Origin of the sequence: Wolbachia endosymbiont of Armadillidium arcangelii, from assembly GCF_040207875.1 — a bacterium.
Classification (GTDB): domain Bacteria; phylum Pseudomonadota; class Alphaproteobacteria; order Rickettsiales; family Anaplasmataceae; genus Wolbachia.
Genome location: NZ_CP157942.1, coordinates 384,751 through 403,544, shown reverse-complemented (window position 1 = coordinate 403,544; position 18,794 = coordinate 384,751). Strand labels below are relative to the sequence as shown.

Below are 18,794 nucleotides of genomic sequence, written 5' to 3'. Positions count from 1 at the left end.
AATCGATAAAATAAAGGAAAAATTAAAAGAAAAAAGTGGAGATGTATATAAAAGGTGGAAGAGATATAATTTTGATATAAATTATTCTTTCAATGTCGATGGTTATATAACTTTAGGTACCAATTTGTTGACAGGAGCGGTTACAAATAGGAGTCTAAAAATATTGCGAGCTCTATCAGATAGAGGAGCTACTTTCGCTAATCCACTTTCTCTCGCGTGTCCAGAAAGAGAGGATTATGAGCAGATAGTAAAATTTCTAGCAGTATATGAATTTGAGCCCAAACTATCTGGAATAGTAGAACTGTCCTTTTTTTTAGTTGATTACTTTTGTATTACAAAACAGTCGGAATATTGGAATAGATGTCTAGATGAAGTAAAAAGAATGAAGGAAGAAAAGATTCATAATAATGTTACGTTTTACAATGTTTTGACAGGTGATAGTAATGAATTAGCATATAGTGCATGGAAGGGAGTTTTATTAAAAACATCAGAAGGTGACTATAAAAGTAAATTTCCTATATATAGTAATGATCTAAAGCATCAACTCAAAATAGGAAATCAGAGATTGGATGATTTGCAGATAGCTGAGAGAATTATAGGTAAGATATTTGCTAAACGTGTAGGGAAAGAAGGTCCGTTTAGTCGTAAGATCGCTGGATATTTAAGTAATGAAGATATAGAAAACTTAAGAAAAGCAACAATTCAAGTTCAAGAGCCAAATAATCCCTCTTCTACAATAAAGAATGAGTGTGGTGAAACTTCGAGATGTCTAGCTAAAGATGAAAATATAATACAGCCTTTAAAAGAGGCAGAAACTATAACTAGCAAAGCAATAAAAACTGGTGTTTGGGTATTATAACTGCACTGACAATAGGTATTGGATGCAGTATTGCCGGCGTTGAGTTATCAATATTGGCTATAGCTGGCATAGCTGTAGCAGCTGCGTTAGTAATAGGAGTTATTGCTGGTGGTATTACATATTCAGTATCAAAGCCTAGTGATAAGCTAGATAAACCTGACTTAAAAGTATTTAACCAACAAGTACCTGAAAAAGTTTGATAACAAAAGCCCAAGCAGAAGATCTTTTACCTTCCTTTTGTATTTTTTTGTTAAAAGGTTATTCCGATGCTTATGATTTTTGGAGTATACTGACAGTAAAAGAAGGACTGTCAGGGCAGGCAATGGTGTCAACTTAAGAGCCTACCTTAGCAACTTCTTTGTTGAAATAAAATAGAAACAAAAGTGCTATTTCTTGCAGTTTTTAGGTAATTTAATGGTAAAAGTTTTAGAGAGAAATTTTATACACGATCGCTGATATTTTTCCTTAAGTTGACGCCATTGCCTGAACGGATACGGATTTTAAGTGATTAATTGGCCAATTTCGGCTAAATTTTTGTATGAACTAATTTGTTGAGCTTTGTTGCAACAACTTTACGTTTTTATTTTCATAATGCTGCTTTTATTTCAATTGTTCTCACAAATATATGTACTATTTTTATGCTTTTTAAAAAAAGTAAATAAATAAATTTTCGTTGATGCTAGAAAGCGTAGTGTTTTGTTAAATTAGAACGGGCTTTTAATATAGGTTAACAGCAGTTTTTAGTTATTCCCTTTGTTGGAGAATTTTGATGTAAATTGCGTTTCTAATATTGACAAAAACTTGAGTTAGTGATACCATCAATGACGAAGAAAATGTTACAGCACTGCTAAAGGAATTTATGCCTAGTTTTTATCACGTCAATGGTTCCTCTGAGTTTGACCACTATAAGGTATTAGAAGTGTCAGAGAATGCTACCTTCGAGGAGATAAAAGCAGCATATAGGAAATTATTACTAGAGAATCATCAGGACAAAATTTTGCAAAATCTGCCAGGTGAGGAAAGGAAGGAGTACTATAGGCTATCAAAAGAACTAAGATATGGAAAATCACTTTTAAGGTCAGAAAAAGAGCAGTGGGATTATTTTCAACAGAAACTCAAACGTAGCACAGAAATTTGTGATGCATACAAAGTATTAGGAGATCCAGAAAAAAGAAAGAAGTACGATACTGATAAAAGAGAAACAGGTGATATTCAGTCTGAGCTGCGTAAAGCTTTTCTAGATAAAAATTTAGAAAAGGTAAAAAATCTAATACTAAAAGTGGAGGATTTTGAAAAGTTTCTAATGCAATTTGTAAATATTCCTCAAGTTGGAAAAGTACGCTTGTTATACTGTTTTGTTTCAAATGCCTGTGAAGATTTCAAGTGGGTTGAATGTTTTAAAGTAGTTCTTGACAGGAAAGGTATAAAAATTGACTTTAATGTTGATATTGGTCCTCTTGGTACCACTGCCATTAAGTTAAGGGAAAGAGAAGTTAAGATTGGACAAAAAATTTGAAGTGATTGATAATTATGGTAAATACTAGGGTGAATTTTTAAGAAAAGAGAGTCTGAAAAGTGCAAGTTATTTAAAAAAGTAATAATTGCAGGTTATTTTGCAAAGAATGTACTAATGCAATGATACTGAAAAGATATCTTGAATTTAAAACACATGTTTTCTAGCTCTTTTCTGGTAGTTGAGTGAACGAATATCAGATATCTTATGACGATCAACTCTTCTCCCTTTTCTTACCACTAAAGTGTTCATCAAAAATAACTGTGATAGTCGATCCATAATGCAGTCTATGTCTGACTCTGTAGAAAAAATATCAAAGGCTAAGTTTTTAATCGCATTAAATGAGACAGATTTATTGATGCTTTTTTTTAGTTTACTATTCTGTGCGCTCAATGTCTCTTCATCATCTTCTATCATGATACTTTCTAGATTACTGATGAAGATAGTTGACCAAAAATCCTACTTGATAGTTTCAATACTTTTTCCTGTGAAATTCTCTAAATTTAATCTTCCCTTCAGCCTAGAAAAAAATGTTTCTACTCCCCAGCGCAAGTAATATAATCTCTCAAACTCTTCGACTGTAAAACTTTGCTCATCTAACAGAGATGTTACTAACACTTCAACTTCTCCAGAAGAAAGTATTATTTTGACTAACCTGAATTTCATCTCATCAGGTAATCCTAGCTTTCGTAGCTGTCTTGCTACTTTAATAGGTGCGGTAGACACTACCACCATACTAGATGGGCTTTCCGGCTTAAACATAGCGTTTATTTCATTGAAAGACGAACTTGGACAGCGAATTATATAATTGATTTTCCTTCCTGTAAGCTCAGCAAGAAATCGATAAGATACGTATCCTCTATCACAGATTAACAAATCGTCTGATTTTATGGATTCAAGCATACCGATCGCTAAATCAACCTCATAGCTGTCACCTCTACTTAGCACAGATTTTATTGCAATATTATTTAGCACATCGTAGCAAACTTCAAAGGTTGCACTTGTATAGTCTTCAAATCTCTGGATTCCATTCCATACTGCTCTTGAGCCAAACTCGCCTATTATTTTGTCGCTCTTTGGCAGAATCAGTATTGAAGCATCAAATGCAAGTACTCTGAAGCCATGGTGGGTTTTAAATTCCTGATCTTGGTAGTATAGGGAAACTATATCATCATTTAACTCTGAAAACGCAGTATGCTTTAGCTTCTTTCTTGCTTGAGTAAATGCACTTGCCGTAATTGTGTAATCTTTTCTTGTATGCAGAACAAACTCATTAAGCATTACTTGTAATGACTTTACACTCTTTCTAAAAATCAGGAGAAATACATTAATGAAGGGCAGCTTTCTTTTTCGTGAGAAGTCTTTTGAGGATGCTCTGTGTGCGTTTATAAAGTTTAAACTCATCAATTTATTTTTTATAAACATGATTATTCTTTTTTTTACTCATGTCATTACTTCTTTTAATTTGTGGATCTTACCTGATTTTACAATACAGTCCATCACTTTCCCTTAACTTAATGGCAGTGCTAAGAAACTCCCTCAACCAGTTCATCTTTTTGAACTAAGATGTAGCCAAATTCCTGTGCTTTTTTGATCAAGTTTTTTTTAACTCTCTCTTTGTAACGTGTTTCATAATAGTTCATTCCTTTTTCAACATATTCTTGCCCATACTTTAGCATACTATAAAAAATGCATGCTAGTTTTCTTGCGGTAGCCGTGATTGCTTTTGGTGCACCTAGTCGTCTCTTTATTCTTCTACAGTACGCACCTATTCCGCTGTTGCTTCTTGATACACAGTGAGCAGCTATTCGAAATGCATTTGCAGCACGATTAATGACTTTACGCGTTCTTGTGCTAAACACTTTTTCTCCTGTAATTTTATTGGCAGGGCTAACCACGATGAAAAGTGTTTTTCTGTCCGCCATCTATTAGGGTTTATGCCAGTTTCTGAAATTATTGTTTGTATGGTTACTACATCAAGTCCTGGAACTTTTCCCTACCTGTAATTCTATGCAGTTCTTCGTGTATAGCAAAATTTGGCCTATGTTTTGTAGACTTACGCTTTATTTTATTACATAGCTTGTTCCCACCTGACTTTGTCTCAAATGTTTTATAATATCCTTCAATACTTCTATCACATTCTGCTATTTTTTCCTGATAAATATTGTATAGCTCAAACTCTTGTTTTAGTGTAAACAGGTGTTCCTCTCTATAGTTAATGCTTTTGCAATGGTAGATTTATCATTTTTTATTCGTCCATCTCTTAATTCAGCTAATTTTTCTGGATTTCTTTCACCCTCAAGTATTGCTTTAATAATTTGCATGCCAGTAACTCCTGTTATATCGCTTATCACCTTATGCAATTGAATGCTCATTTGAATTAACGCTTTTTGCATACGTTGAATGTGTGCTGCTGCACTTTTTATTAGGTTATCTCGTTGTCTAGCGTAGCTGCGTAATACACAAATTTGATTATCTGGTCTAAATGCAGTCCATAGCTATGCAGTTGTTGTAACCACTGGCAATCATCAGATTTTCTTCCAGGCACATTCTTAACATATTTTGCGTTTACTAATTTTACTTCAAATCCATATGATTCAAGTACTTGAAACAAGGGGATCCAATACACTCCTGTTGATTCCATGGCTATTGTAGTAACTTTGCACCTCTTTAACCACTTTGCTAAGTTATAAAGATCTTCTGTGAAGCAGCAGAATTTTTGTATATTCTGTTTATCTCTTCCTTCTGGTACACATACATAATGCACAGATATCTATTCCTGCCGCATCAGACCTCTAATTTACTTTTTGTTTTTGCCATTTCTAACCTCCATCATATAATAATTGAAAAGCACTTCAGCTTGGAACGGTTGAATTATACGCTCTTCTAATCGAGGTAGTCTCAAAGACTCCATCAGTGATTTTCCTTCCAAAACCATGCTAACCTACGGGCACTAAGGCACCATTGCCTACTCGGCTATAACTGCAGAAGCGCTTCTCCGTAAAATTATATTCAAAAAAGTAGAAAATAGGAGTTTCTTTCTGGTTTGACAGGTTTTATATCTGTCCGATGCTAACCTTGTGGATACAGAATTAGAGCCATTTAGGTCTTTCTACGATACCGTCCAGCCTATACTTTTGAGGAGGGAACTCTTATCTTTCTTACAGATTTTATATCTAAGAGGAGAAACAGAGTTCTTCCCTCCTCCACCTAATGCTTAAGCTTAAAACATTAGATGCTTTTTACAAGATACAAGAAGGGAAGCGGTAAAAATTATTTTAGACATTAAACGATAAAATTAGTAATTTATAGACTCTTAAAAAAAATTATCTTATTTTAGATCAAGATTTCTTAAAAAATAAATATAACAAATAAACCTTAAATGGTGTATCCGTTCAGCAAAGTGGCAAAATAAGATAGACAAAAAAACATAGAAACAAATGGTCAGTGCGTGACGCTGTAATGGCTTTGTTGCATAGCACTTCGGATAGTAGGTAACGTACAATAAATTCATGAAGCTATTTCAAACTTAGCCATCCCAGTGTCAGCTGCTCGGATGACAAGAAAGGGAGCACTGGTTTCAGCATTAACCATGTATCTGAACAGATACTAAATGGTTGCTATATTGGACGTATTCTCTTAACTTGACTCGTATGCTTTTTTGAACGTTCCCGAGTTGAACTAAAAATTCGGTTTGACACACTTTTTTGAACATTCCCCAGAGTTCTTTGACTATAGTCCTAATAATTCTTTTTTAATTTCTTCTTTAATGGTATCAATAATCTCTTTATCAAGTTTATTTATTAAAGAATCATCAATGGCTATGATATCATTTGGATTTTGTATCATTTTTTCAATAGCATCATCTATTTTTTTTACTCTTTCTTTATTAATTTTGTCAAACATAGGTTTAATCTTCACATAACCAGGAGCACCTTTACTGTAACTTTTGGTGCTTTTGTTGATACAACCGCCAGCACCATATATTTTATTAGTGTAGCTTTGACTACATTTTGTTACATCTTTATATCCAATCTCACCATTCCTTATGTATGCTATTTTATTATCCTTTCTAGAGTTTAACTCATCTCCTTTTACAACTTCTTCTTCTAGCTTTAAATTTTGCTCATGAATTATTGTATCTTTGTAATCTCTCCCCCCATAGGTTCTGTATGTACCCCCGCCTGCAACAGTAATTAAATCTTTACAATTTACTCCTGAAGAGTTTCTGCACATTTTTATTAAAGTAGGTCCCCCATCTTTGTTAGATTCATTATCTTCTTGCCCACCACCTCCTTCTGTCACTTTTACTTTAATATATGGATAACTAGGGTTGACTTTTAGTTTAGCTTTAATATAATCACCTGGCCTTCCTGGCTTATTTACAGTAGAATGAGCTTTGCCAATTACATGACCAGCTTCACCACCTCCCCATGCCTCTATTTCAACATAATCATACACCGATAAGTTATCTGTATAGCCATCTCCAAGCTCATAAAGTTTTCGATTCTTTTCTTCAATATTCTGCTTTTTACTTTCCAATTGCTTCTTAATTATTTCTCTTAACTTCTTTTTTAAACCTTCTAAATCGAACCTACATAATTTATCAGCGAAAAAGACTTCTGTTCTATTTGCTTTAATTGGATTATCTAACTTCGTTACAACGCCATTTTCATCTTGTGAAACTCTTAAGTAAAACGGCTTATCATCCTTATCTACATACTGTGTTGAGCGACTACACACTCCATCAAAGCAAAGGCAACCATCATCACCTTGATTGCAATTTTTTTCTTCATGCTTTCCATCTGTTAATTCATATACTATCTTGCATTTGTTACAATTTTGTTTTGTATCTATCTCTTTATCCTCTTTCGTCATGCAATTATCTCTAGGCTTATTTTCTTCAGGAATGAAAATATATTCCTTCTTATTGAATATTATCTCATCCAGCTCATTTTGCGGCTTTGCTAAAACCTCAATTGTTTCGTTACAAGGAAAATAATAAAGTTGATTCGACTCCTTTGAATAAACAGTACTGTATTTAGCATAGCTTGCCCCCACTGATTTTAGCGGTATTAGCTCACTTTCTTTTTCAAGAGCAAACTCCTCCGGTTCTGGCTGCCAACCAGAAAGGCAGAGCATTTTACTTTTAGAATTTTCTTTATATTTTATTTCTACTTTTGGATATCCTGAGTTATCTAGCTTGTACTTATTACCCTGAAGCTCTTTACATTCTGTTTCGATATTAGGAACATAACCATACTTTTTTAAAACCTCAAACTGAGAGTTATTTTTTAATATACCTTCTATTATGTTATCGATATCGCTTTTACTGTTACTACTATCAGTTGTTTTTGCTACTATTACCGGCTTTACTACTTTTAAAGGTAGATGGCCAACGTATGTAGGAGAATTCGCATTAACATAAAAAGTACAGACTCCATTATTGTGAGTTCCACGTGCATCATGAGTGCAAACATTCTCACTCATCTTCATTTTTACTTTTAATGTATTTTCACCTTTACCCTCATCAGGCTTTGGTATGCTCACTTCTTCAAGCTCTGGAGCAGGCGGTGCTGGGAAACAGCGAGCAGGAAATTGTAATTTTCTTTCGGACTCTTCTCTCTCAGTACCATAATATTCAGTGCAGAGCCGACCTTTTTTTCTATAAGTTTTAAAGTGATGGTGGGTATCTTTATCTGGAATAGAGTATGGAGCACTTTGAATATTCTCATTACTTGAAACAACGCGTGGAAAAGGTAGCTCCCTTCTTTCCTTCAGCTCACCAACAATGACTCCAACTCTTGGATGAAAGTAATCGTTGTCTTGATTGCTTATAGGAAAAATTCTAACTTGCGGAGGTGACATCGCAAGTTGCTCACAAAACGGAGGAGGACCGGGCGCAAGTGGCACAGGGACACATTGTACTTTTGTTTGATAGCAAACATCGCATTCATCTTTACCTACAGAAGTCGCACGTGCGAAAAGTTTTGTTGAATAGTCTGCACAAGCAATTTTTTGACTACAAGCACACACCTTAGGAGAATTGGCAAATTTTTCTCGCTCTTTTTCAGTTACATCTTTTGCCCACTCCCAGTTCATGCCATTTTCCAACTTATCTCCCTCTTTTGTTCCTTGCCAATCGATGAAAACTGCTGCAGAAACTCCAGCACCACTCCCTTGAGTTCCGTATATTTTTTGACAAGACTGTTTATTATACAATTCATAACAATTATCTCCTTCATAATCACACACTCTAATTCTCGGATTAAAGTAACCATCAACACCTTGATTTCTCACTGGACTCACTTTAATATTTTTTAATAGATGATCATCATAATTTACATTGCCCCAATCAAAGCTAATAATCTTCCACAAGCCTTTACCTGTCTTATTTACAATTTCTTCAGCATGAGTATTAGTTTTTACTAAGTTTGGACACGACGGAGCAGGGTACCCACTATTTGCACCAAGCAAAATTAGCACTAGGAAAAAAAATTTGACTTTAAACTTTACATTTTTCATAGAACACCGGTAACCACTTACTCACTTTTTCGCCCTTTTCCTTTATTGCTTCATACATATACTTTATAGTCTCTTTATTAGCCGAAAGCACATGTATTTTTTTCATATTTTTCAAATCTAGACTTAAAGTTACTAAACCTTTGTATTGCTTTATCAAAAATAAACCTTCCTGCGTTGGTGTTCGCAAAATAATACCCATTTCCTCTTTCGATAGAGAAAATGCCTTCATGTATGACATGTCTGCATTAACGTTCGGCATAAAGATTCTTGTATCAACATGTTTATCTAAATGTTGAGTAAACTTGCTAGCAAGTGCTAGAGTTAAGTTTTCAGTACTTAGAATTACTACAACATTCAACTTTGTCATCCTATGCATCCAGTCGTCAAACTCTTCCTCTGTAGGAAAAATATTACTTATCTCCCATGCTTCATCCAAAACAAGTATTGCAGGCGAGCCATCACATTTTGCTTCAAAAGAGTATAAAAAATAGTAAAGTATCACGGACATACATTCTTTTTGCTTAGTGAGATTTGCAGTATTGAGAGATATGGTTTTTGTTTCCCAGTCAATGTCTGACTCATCACCATCTTGGAATAAGTAAGCAAATTCACCATCACCGCACCACTTACTTATTTTACCCCCAAGAAGTAAAAGCACCTCAGAAATTTGAGAAATAGAGCGCGATTCTCTTGGTATAGCAAATATAGAATCTACAATTTCTTTTATCTTTTCTTCTACGTCCACCAAACTTGCATCTGCCACCATTCTTTTTATCAGCTCGATCAGCATATTGCGATTAGAAACATTATCTTCAATGTTCAGTGGGTTAAATTTTAGACTTGCATCTTTATATTTTGGATCAATTATGTAATATTGGCCGCTTACTGCTTTAGTAAAGATTATTGATTTTCCAGTATTATCTAATATTACAATCATGGGATTAAATTTTCTTGACTCCAATAGTAGAAAATTGATCAGTGAGGTTCTGCCTGAATTTGGAGTTCCAAGTATCGTGGTATGACCATTATTTTTCTTTCCATGAAAGTTAAAAAAATAAGGGCTTCCTTTTTTTGAAAAAAAGACTGTTACTGCTTCTTTCCACCTTCCCCCTTTTAATGTACCCGATGTAAAATCGTGCAACATAGCAAAGCTGCAAGCATATTTTTCTAATATATTTTTCGGTTGTGTAACAAAAGCAAAGTTTCCAGGAAGCTGCGCCCAAAAATGATTTTCCATGTGTAGATCAGTTCTAAACATCATCAAACCGATTAACGACATTACAGAGGATAGATCGCTGATATTTTTAGCTAATCTGTTCTTATCATCTGCAAAGATTGTAAAAATAATTTTCTGTTGACAAAAATCCATAACAGAAGTTTTTTCAAGTTCTATTATTTCCTTTATTTCTGAGTTTTGAAGTAAGGTGTTATCCTCACTGATCTGCAATATATTAATTTGTTTTTTGAATTCTTTGACTGCTTTGCTATTACTAGTGAATATTATTACCTCTGTAATAATAAGCTCAGAGTCAAGTTGCAAACATCTATCTATATTTTCCAAAGAGATTTCTCGATATTCCTTTATGCAAAAAATAGAACCAAACTTCTGTTGATTTCCAAATATTGTTTGAAATGTGTTGAATCCAAAAGCTACTTTTAGATTTTTAACATGTTGCGATAGATCCTTTTCATATATTGGATATTCTTTGTGGGTTAATGTAATAATATAATGGAGAAATTCCATCATCTTAGAATATACTTTGCCTTCACTAAACCTAAGGCCCAGCTTTTTAGCTCCAAAAGGTTCTAAATCTTTTTGAATCAGACCAGTCACCCTTTGCAATTCTTGATGATTTTCTTGTAAGAATAATCTATGTTTACTCTTTATAACCCCCCAAAAAAATGTATTACTAATATGCTTGCCAAAATCACTAAATAACACCACAATATACAGCTCATTTATATACTGTAATTTACTATCAGTTAGTTTATTAAACCATATTGAATGTAACTGATCGGAGAAGTCTACAGTTTTATTCCACTGTAAGCTCGGTTTGTTGTGCTTTCGGACAGTATGAATCCAAACGGTAAAATATAAGCTTTTGATATTTTTTGATATGCTTTTTCTAATTTCAGTTCTAAGATCGCTGTGGTTATCAACTGAAGAATAATCTTTTAATTTGATTATTTTTAACAATTCCCCCTGTTTTGTTAGTATAGTTTCTTCATCGTAGTGGCAAGCATAAGGGATAAAATCTAAATTAATACTCTCTAGTAATGCTAAATTGTTCTTTTTTTTAGACTGAGAGCTAGTGGCCGGTACTTTTAGCTGCATACAATATTATGCGTATTCAATAAAAAGATAACTAAAAAACATAAAACTTAATTCTTATCTTCTTTTTTGCTATCGGATTGTAACTGTATATCTTTTGCAAAGTTGAATTTTTCTTTCAAGTAATCTGTTGCTTTTTCTGTACTCCCAAACATCATGATCAGTACGCCAAACATTATCATGAAAAAAATCAAACCTCTGAACACTACTGCAAGTATCACTGTAGCTATACATAACCCTATAATTGTCGAAGGACTCATATTTTCCATAGTATCTTTAACTGAAAATGAAGAAAAAAAAGTCTTTAATGTTTCTGGTATGTTTTTTAACTCATCACTTGCTTTGCTAGGACATGACATGAAGATAAAACTTAACAGGGCTACAATAGCAAAAACCCTACCCAATTGAATATGCATCAGCTAAATACCTTTAAGATACTTCTCAACTATAACAATTTTTACATCAATAGGCAAGAACCGAATTCACTTGCTCACCATAAGTAACTCATATTTAATTTTTACTATGCCATAAGCTCTTTATTGTCAATAAGAGGACTCACACTAATGGATGTCAATTTACTTGACAGAACATTTGAATACAATTCAACTGCTGCTGCTATAGCAAACACTGCAGCCGTAGCAAATAGTACTGCTGCTCCTACTAGTCCTGATGTCATTGCTCCTGCAACAATGCACCCTATTGTGGAGAGAGCACAACCTGCTACAAATGCAACGTGAAGATTTCTGTTATTGGGTTGTTTAACTTCACTCTTCTCACGATATTTAGAAGAGGGTCTTCTTCCGCTTGGCCCTTTGGGCCTTGTTTTGGTTAGGTGTGCTAATTTTGTCTCTCCCTCATCCTTTGGTTGCAAACCGTTACTTTCTTCAGTAGAGCTTAATGTTGTGCTTACACTTTCCTCAGATGAATTGCTTGTTACTGAAGTTAAGCTGCTCCTCCTGCTACTTGATACCAAGCCAGGTGAATTTATTTCACTATCTGAGTCATTGCTACTACTGAGTTTAGAAGTATTTGCAACGCTTAGCACTTCTACAGCATCTGCAGTTGTACTAGGGTCTTTATTTTTTAAATCCTCACAAGATTGGCTAAAGGAGCCATTCAATTGTGATTGTGCAATCTCCTTTCTTGCTTGTGATTGTTCTGATGTAGGAACTGTTGAAGCACCATAACAACCTGAATTTCTCAATGTATTGTACGTTCCAGGGGTTCCTTTTCCACTTACACCCTTAGCTAAAGAACCCCTTTCCAAAGCACTACTACCCGAACTTTCAGCACATGCAACTTCATTAGAAAAACTTTTATTCTTAAATAATCTCATGTCATTAACTCGTCTATCTGTTTGATGATTTTTTTGATTTTGAATAGTACTAATAGAAAGATCCTTATCGCTGCTCTCGATAGTAATTTTTGCAATTATTCTTAATATTTTCCCTTTTATTGTTGGTGATCTTTGTGATGATTTTCCTTCATTGCTAAGTACTGAAGGTTTTGTTAATTTCTCTGACTCTATCACTTTTGTTTTCAATGCTGGAAGGAAGTTGTCAATATAATATTTATAATATTCTTTTTGTTCTCTCAGTGACTTTTCTAATTCAATTAATACGTTAGGATCAGCTCCTTTGTTGAACAACTCTATGCATTCTTTCAGAGTTCTGTCTTTTTCAGATTGTGGGCTTGGATGTTTGTGCTCTTTTTTTGTTACCTTTTTGTATATAGTGTTGTGCAATTGTCGATTAATAATTACTTCACTACTCTTATGCTTTTTTAAAGTACCTAGCATAACATTTCTCCGTACATAACAAAATGTATAGATACCTCTTTAGCGTTAATTTTACGTTAAACTTGGGCAATTATACCTTATTTAGCTTATTACGAAGCTACTTGCTTTCCGAATTTTCTACTTCTACAAATTTGCTTTTGGTATAATTGTCTGCTTGTTGAACTAACATACCTATCACTTCTTTTACAGATTTTTCCCTATCAACCATACCAACACTTTGACCGGCCATTAAAGATCCTGTTTCAACATCTCCATCAATTACTGCTCTTCTTAAAGCACCAGCCCAGAACTTTTCTATTTCAAGTTGCCCTTCTTCTTTTGAGGTCTGTCCATTTTGATATTTATCGATAATGTCTCTTTGATGCTTCATAAAATCGTCACTTGCTTTGTTAGCTATAGCTCTTACTGGAATTACAGGGAAATCAGCACTGATCTGTATAGAAGATACTGCATTACGCGCAGCTGATTTGATGAATACTTCTTTAAAATTTTTGTGAGCGATTGACTCATTAGTGCAGACAAATAATGTGCCTATTTGACAGCCACTTGCTCCCATCTTTAGGTAGTTCATTATCATTTCGCCTCTTCCTATTCCACCTGCAACAAACACCGGTGTTTTCTCATTTTTAAAATAAGGCAGTATCTCTTGTGCAAGAACAGAAGTGCTGACTGGACCTATGTGACCACCTGCTTCCATTCCCTCTATTATTAACGCATCTACTCCCATTTTTACTAACCTTTTCGCGAGGCTTAATGCTGGTGCAAAACACATAACTTCAATGCCCGCACTCTTGATTTTTTCTATATTAGGCTTCGTTGGTAGTCCACCGGCAAGCACTATATGGCTCACTTTCGTTTCAATGCACACATTTATCAACTCACTTAACTTTGGGTGCATAGTAATTAGATTTACACCAAATGGCTTATGAGTTAATTTTTGCGTCTCTATGATTTCTTTTTTCAGTAAGTCTGGAAACATTGCACCGCATGCAATTACGCCGAATCCACCGGCATTTGAGATTGCTGAAACCAAATTTCTCTCCGAAACCCAGCTCATAGCACCACCCATTATGGCAAATTCACTACTAAGAAAATCTGTTCCTTTTTTCCAGAGGCTATTTAACATATAACCTATATTATACGTTTAAAAATGTTTTGTTTATCTATAAATGTGTGTTTTAAAGCACCAAGTATATGCAAAGTTATAAAGACTACCATAAAATATGCAAGCATCGAATGTAGCTGATTAGCTGCACTAGCTAGCTCTTTGTTTTCATTGATTAACAAAGGGATATGAAAAAAATATTTGATCTCTTTGCTAGAAGCAGAAGACATGACATAACCAGATAGTGGCATTAGCACCATCAAAGCATATAAACCAAAGTGTATCGTTTTGCTCGCATTGATTACAAATCGAGAAAAATTGGCTGGTAATGGCGGAACATAAGTAAAGACGCGAAAAAATACGCGTACTATAATTAATCCAAGAGCAGTGATACCGCAAGCCTTATGAATAGCGTATATGCTGAATTTAATTTCACTACTAATCGGCAAACTTTTCATGTACAAGCCAGAACAAAGCATGCCAATAATAAGAGCAGACATTAACCAATGAATAATCCTTAAACCTAAACTGTATTTATTGTCTTTCATTAATTTTGATTACTCTAAAATAGGACTTAAAAAACTATTTTTTAGTCAAAATTATCTATACATAATTTTGCTGCCTTAATCAACACAAGTATAATAATTGTACGTGCAACATAAACATTGTCTATCAGATCATAAGAAGGTGGTGAAGTTTGTAAGGGCTTTTCTGTTGTAACGATAGTTGTGCCCGTGCAAGAAGCCTATTGACTTTAAGCACATTTTAGCCTATACAATTTCAATATCTTAAACTACCAAGCATGCCCGATCTAAAGACAATGATGTTAAACTTTGGACCACAGCACCCAGCTGCACATGGGGTGCTACGTCTTGTTTTAGAGATGGATGGCGAGGTGATCGAAAGAGCAGATCCCCACATTGGGCTTTTGCATCGCGGCACTGAGAAGTTAATAGAACATAAAACGTATCTTCAAGCTCTGCCTTATTTTGACCGCCTTGATTATGTGTCACCAATGTCACAAGAGCATGCGTATTCGTTATGCGTTGAAAAATTGTTGCAATGTGAAATTCCAATCAGAGCAAAATATTTGCGTGTTTTATTTTGTGAACTGACAAGGATACTAAATCACTTACTGAATGTCTCTTCTCAAGCACTTGATGTTGGAGCAATGACTCCTCTTTTATGGCTCTTTGAAGAAAGAGAAAAAATACTGGAGTTCTATGAAAGAGCCTCAGGTGCAAGATTTCACGCAGCTTACATAAGACCAGGTGGAGTTGCAGCAGATATTCCAGAAGGTTTGATTGAGGATATTGCAAAGTTTATAGAACAATTTCCAAAGTATATAGATGATGTTGATGAACTTTTAACAGAAAATAGGATATGGAAGCAACGCACTGTAGGAATCAGTGAAATATCAATAAAACAGGCGCTTGATTGGGGCTTTAGTGGACCAATGTTGCGTGCTGCTGGTCTCGCTTGGGATTTGCGAAAAAGCCAATCATATGAGATATATGATTGGCTAGATTTTGATATACCAATTGGCCAAAATGGTGACTGTTATGATCGTTATTTAGTTAGAATGGCGGAGATTAGGCAATCTATAAGCTTGGTGAAGCAATGTATAGAGAAGATGCCTGAAGGGCCAATAAAAACTGAAGATAGAAAGATCTCTCCACCGCCAAGAGCAGAAATGAAAACATCCATGGAGGCTATGATCCATCATTTTAAACTTTATTCAGAAGGATATCATGTACCAGCAGGTGAAGCTTACACAGCTGTTGAGGCACCAAAAGGCGAGTTTGGAGTATATATAGTTTCAGATGGTACCAATAGGCCTTACAGGTGCCGAATAAGAGCACCTGGCTTTGCACATTTACAGGCCTTAGACTTCATGGCAAAAGGACATATGCTTGCCGACGTTGCAGCAATTATCGGTTCACTCGATATAGTCTTTGGTGAGATTGACAGGTAAGATAACTGTAGTTTCATTCATTACATATTAACTTTCATCCTGATATCTATGCTATCCTTAATTCGCCAGATTATGAAATAAGAGATAAAATTGAGAGTAAAGTACGTACAATTCTTCCTTCCAAAAACATAATTAATGTAAAAGGCAGCGATATAAGCAGTTGTGTTAAAAGTTAATAGAAAAATGAAAAATACTGAAAATAATTTTCACTTGGTAGGCTATAAAGCCAAAGATGTTTTGACACATTTTTACGTAATTTAAGTTGTAATTCTTAGCTTAAATTCTTTTAATAAGTAAGGAAGATATGAAGCTTTAGATTTAACAAGTTAAGGAATATGTGCTTATAGTTTGTGTGGACGCAGGCTTTGTTGCATAGCTAGTGTTGGTTTAATGAAGGAAAAAAGCTTTAAAATGTATGGTACTAACACATTTTGTTGTAAAATAGGCATCTTTCAAACAAGTATAACTTATGCCACAAAAAATGAGAGTAAGTAACCAAAGAGAATATAACGAATTTCTCAAAAAAAGAGGAAATATTTTTCACTTTATTAATAGAGAATTGGTATGAAAGCAGTCCGAAATCAGCTGGCGGCAACAATGTTTATAGTGATAAGGTTGTAGTTTTAGTACACATATCTATTTAGGATAGGTTTAAGGCAAGCAGTAGGTTTTGTAAAGGGTACCTAGAAAAGATAGGAAAGGTTCTGAAGCTACTCTCAAGCTTCTAGGAGGCTAAACAAACTCAATATGAAGATTAATGATTGTAGAATAAATAAAGATGATATAGAAAATATTGAAATTGCTATGGATAGCAGCATGATTAGTATTTACAGCAATAGTTTTCAACACCACAAAACTAATGTTGAGAAAAGGAAGTATAATTATCTCGCTCAAGTGAGAAAGTTACATATTACCTTAAATATAATGAATAAAGAAGTAATGGCTACAAGCGCTACTTTACGTGACAGTGTATTAGCGTGTAGCATGAGATGGATAATAAGAGCAATATTTTGTCTCTTCGTGCGGATATGATGCAACCAATGTGTACAAGATATGTAAGGAGCTTAATATTAAACCTATAATACGACCCATAAAGAAAGCAATAGTCTATAAAAAGAGAGATTATTTATCGGAAAGGAATAACAACATTAAAGTTATACAATCTTGTGAAAACTATGAGAAAGAGTGGAAAATGATGATGAAATACGATTTGAGATCACATTTCTTTTTTAGGTTTAATTGGATTTAGTTTCAAAAATAAATCTGAAATAAATCGTGAGAAAGAGTTGCTAATAGTGTTACTTGATTAATAAATTTACTGCAATCGGCATGCCTAAGTTGGGAGTGTTAAATAAACTGTGTCAAACCGAATTTTTAATTCAACTCAATTTTCAATCTGTTGGGAAAGAAAATGTCGAGCTGAGATATAGTCAATGCCCAATCATGTACAGGCATAGTCCATTTCTCCTCCGCTTTCTTTATAGCACAATATACCTGTTTATACAAGGCATTTATGCTAGTAAATGAGCCCTTGGTTTTGGTGAATTTCCTAATTTGCCTATGTAGCCCCTCTATGGGATTAGTAGTATAGATCATCCTCCTAACTGGGTCGGAATACTTAAAATAACCAGATAGGTTTTCCCAATTATTCTGCCAAGATTATAGGGTACTTTGTGCCCCATTTTTCATCTAATTCCAACAGATAATTCTCGGCAATTTCCTTACTTGAAGCTTTTCTTTAAATCACTCAAAAAACTCTTTACTAGCTACATACTTCAGTGAGTTACGTATCTGATGCACTATACACATTCTGCATTAGGGAACACACCGTTTATTGCTGCAGGAAAGCTTTTTAGCCCATCTACACATGCAATTAGAATATCTTCCACTCCTCTCTCTTTGAGATCATTTAGTACTCCCAACCAGAACTTCACTTTCAGCTAAATAAAACTTCTTTTCTGCCATTTTGCTAATATATTATACATACATTTACTTACACAACTCCTTAAAAAACCATGAAAACTATCGGATATACAGACTGCAGCGGACGACTACGCCATTCGTTGATTACTGTTTGTCAGTAATACTTGATATCTCTGCCGCCGATATTTTGTGATCGTAAATTTCCTCAATATGTGACGCTATATCTCCATGCCACTGGCAAATGTGCTTAAGACCTTTGCTTCAAGTTCTGTTGTTTGTCTTTTTCTAACTATTTGGGGTTCAAAGCTTCCTTCCCTGTCTCTAGGTGTTAACAACTCAAATGAGTTGTACGTAAAGTTTTTCCCATTTCTTCGATTATTTTCTTCGCTTTCACCAGACAAGTGGTGTTCTATTTCACCTTCCAGACTTGCCTCAAGCAGCTTTTTTATAAACGGTGTCATCTCTTCCTGTTAGCGATCTTCCTTCTCGTATAGACGACAGGTTTCTAATTCTTTATAATCTACCAAACCGGTAGTTTTATTTACTTGACTCATGTCAAACCTCCGTTTTTTTATATCAATTATATTTTTATTTCTTGGTTTGACACAGTTTATTTAACACTCCCCCTAAGTTCGAAATGGCTGCGTGAATTTTTCATATAAAATGTTAACATAAGTGGCTATGCAACAAAGCCGGTGGAGCATAAAATTCGTGAAATTAAGATTTTATGTCGCATACCTATCGCAATTTTCAGAAGAAATACA

At 34.5% G+C, this 18,794-nt stretch carries 11 protein-coding genes and 3 pseudogenes; 5 read left to right on the top strand and 9 right to left on the bottom strand.

Translation table 11 applies throughout. The annotated features are described in order from the left end of the window. Positions 1–124: 124 nt before the first annotated feature. From ABLO99_RS02070 to ABLO99_RS02060, 3 genes are all read left to right on the top strand, one after another. Positions 125–859, top strand: a complete 735-nt coding sequence (locus ABLO99_RS02070; RefSeq protein WP_349968050.1) for a hypothetical protein — start codon at positions 125–127, stop codon at positions 857–859. After that, a complete protein-coding gene (locus ABLO99_RS02065) occupies positions 847–1,059 on the top strand; it encodes a hypothetical protein (protein WP_349968048.1) in 213 nt (70 codons plus the stop codon). The genes ABLO99_RS02070 and ABLO99_RS02065 overlap by 13 nt, the downstream gene beginning before the upstream one ends. A gap of 659 nt (positions 1,060–1,718) precedes the next feature. Then, on the top strand, positions 1,719–2,375 hold the full coding sequence (locus ABLO99_RS02060) for a J domain-containing protein (RefSeq protein WP_349968047.1): 657 nt from the start codon (positions 1,719–1,721) through the stop codon (positions 2,373–2,375). A 144-nt stretch (positions 2,376–2,519) separates the two neighbouring features. Here ABLO99_RS02060 and ABLO99_RS02055 read toward each other — a convergent pair. From ABLO99_RS02055 to ABLO99_RS02020, 8 genes and pseudogenes are all read right to left on the bottom strand, one after another. Continuing rightward, positions 2,520–3,797: pseudogene (locus ABLO99_RS02055) on the bottom strand (IS4-like element ISWpi18 family transposase). 101 nt (positions 3,798–3,898) lie between these two features. Then, positions 3,899–5,142: pseudogene (locus ABLO99_RS02050) on the bottom strand (IS110 family transposase); the annotation flags it as partial. Between the two features lie 962 nt (positions 5,143–6,104). Beyond that, the gene (locus ABLO99_RS02045; protein ID WP_349968045.1) at positions 6,105–8,897 is read right to left on the bottom strand and encodes a hypothetical protein; all 2,793 of its coding nucleotides are present in this window, start codon (positions 8,895–8,897) and stop codon (positions 6,105–6,107) included. Continuing rightward, positions 8,878–11,232, bottom strand: coding sequence for a type VI secretion protein (locus tag ABLO99_RS02040; protein WP_349968043.1), 2,355 nt, complete (start codon positions 11,230–11,232; stop codon positions 8,878–8,880). Before ABLO99_RS02040 ends, ABLO99_RS02045 begins: the two co-directional genes overlap by 20 nt. 47 nt (positions 11,233–11,279) lie before the next feature. After that, entirely contained in the window at positions 11,280–11,645 is a 366-nt protein-coding gene (locus ABLO99_RS02035; RefSeq protein WP_047759266.1) for a hypothetical protein, read from the bottom strand. A gap of 104 nt (positions 11,646–11,749) precedes the next feature. Further along, positions 11,750–13,027: a DUF350 domain-containing protein gene (locus ABLO99_RS02030; RefSeq protein ID WP_349968040.1), complete on the bottom strand. Its 1,278-nt coding sequence runs from the start codon at positions 13,025–13,027 to the stop codon at positions 11,750–11,752. 97 nt (positions 13,028–13,124) lie between these two features. Continuing rightward, a complete protein-coding gene (locus ABLO99_RS02025) occupies positions 13,125–14,153 on the bottom strand; it encodes a nitronate monooxygenase (RefSeq protein ID WP_349968038.1) in 1,029 nt (342 codons plus the stop codon). Positions 14,154–14,158: 5 nt separating this feature from the next. Then, positions 14,159–14,680, bottom strand: a complete 522-nt coding sequence (locus ABLO99_RS02020) for a cytochrome b (protein ID WP_047759269.1) — start codon at positions 14,678–14,680, stop codon at positions 14,159–14,161. A gap of 254 nt (positions 14,681–14,934) precedes the next feature. On the opposite strand from ABLO99_RS02020, the gene ABLO99_RS02015 reads away from it, so the two are divergent. Both ABLO99_RS02015 and ABLO99_RS02010 read left to right on the top strand, forming a co-directional pair. Further along, positions 14,935–16,107: an NADH-quinone oxidoreductase subunit D gene (locus ABLO99_RS02015; protein WP_047759270.1), complete on the top strand. Its 1,173-nt coding sequence runs from the start codon at positions 14,935–14,937 to the stop codon at positions 16,105–16,107. A gap of 747 nt (positions 16,108–16,854) precedes the next feature. Further along, positions 16,855–17,139: a hypothetical protein gene (locus ABLO99_RS02010; protein ID WP_153295528.1), complete on the top strand. Its 285-nt coding sequence runs from the start codon at positions 16,855–16,857 to the stop codon at positions 17,137–17,139. Between the two features lie 342 nt (positions 17,140–17,481). On the opposite strand, the pseudogene ABLO99_RS02005 reads toward ABLO99_RS02010, so the two are convergent. After that, a pseudogene (locus tag ABLO99_RS02005) lies at positions 17,482–18,584 on the bottom strand (IS256 family transposase). Positions 18,585–18,794: the final 210 nt, after the last annotated feature.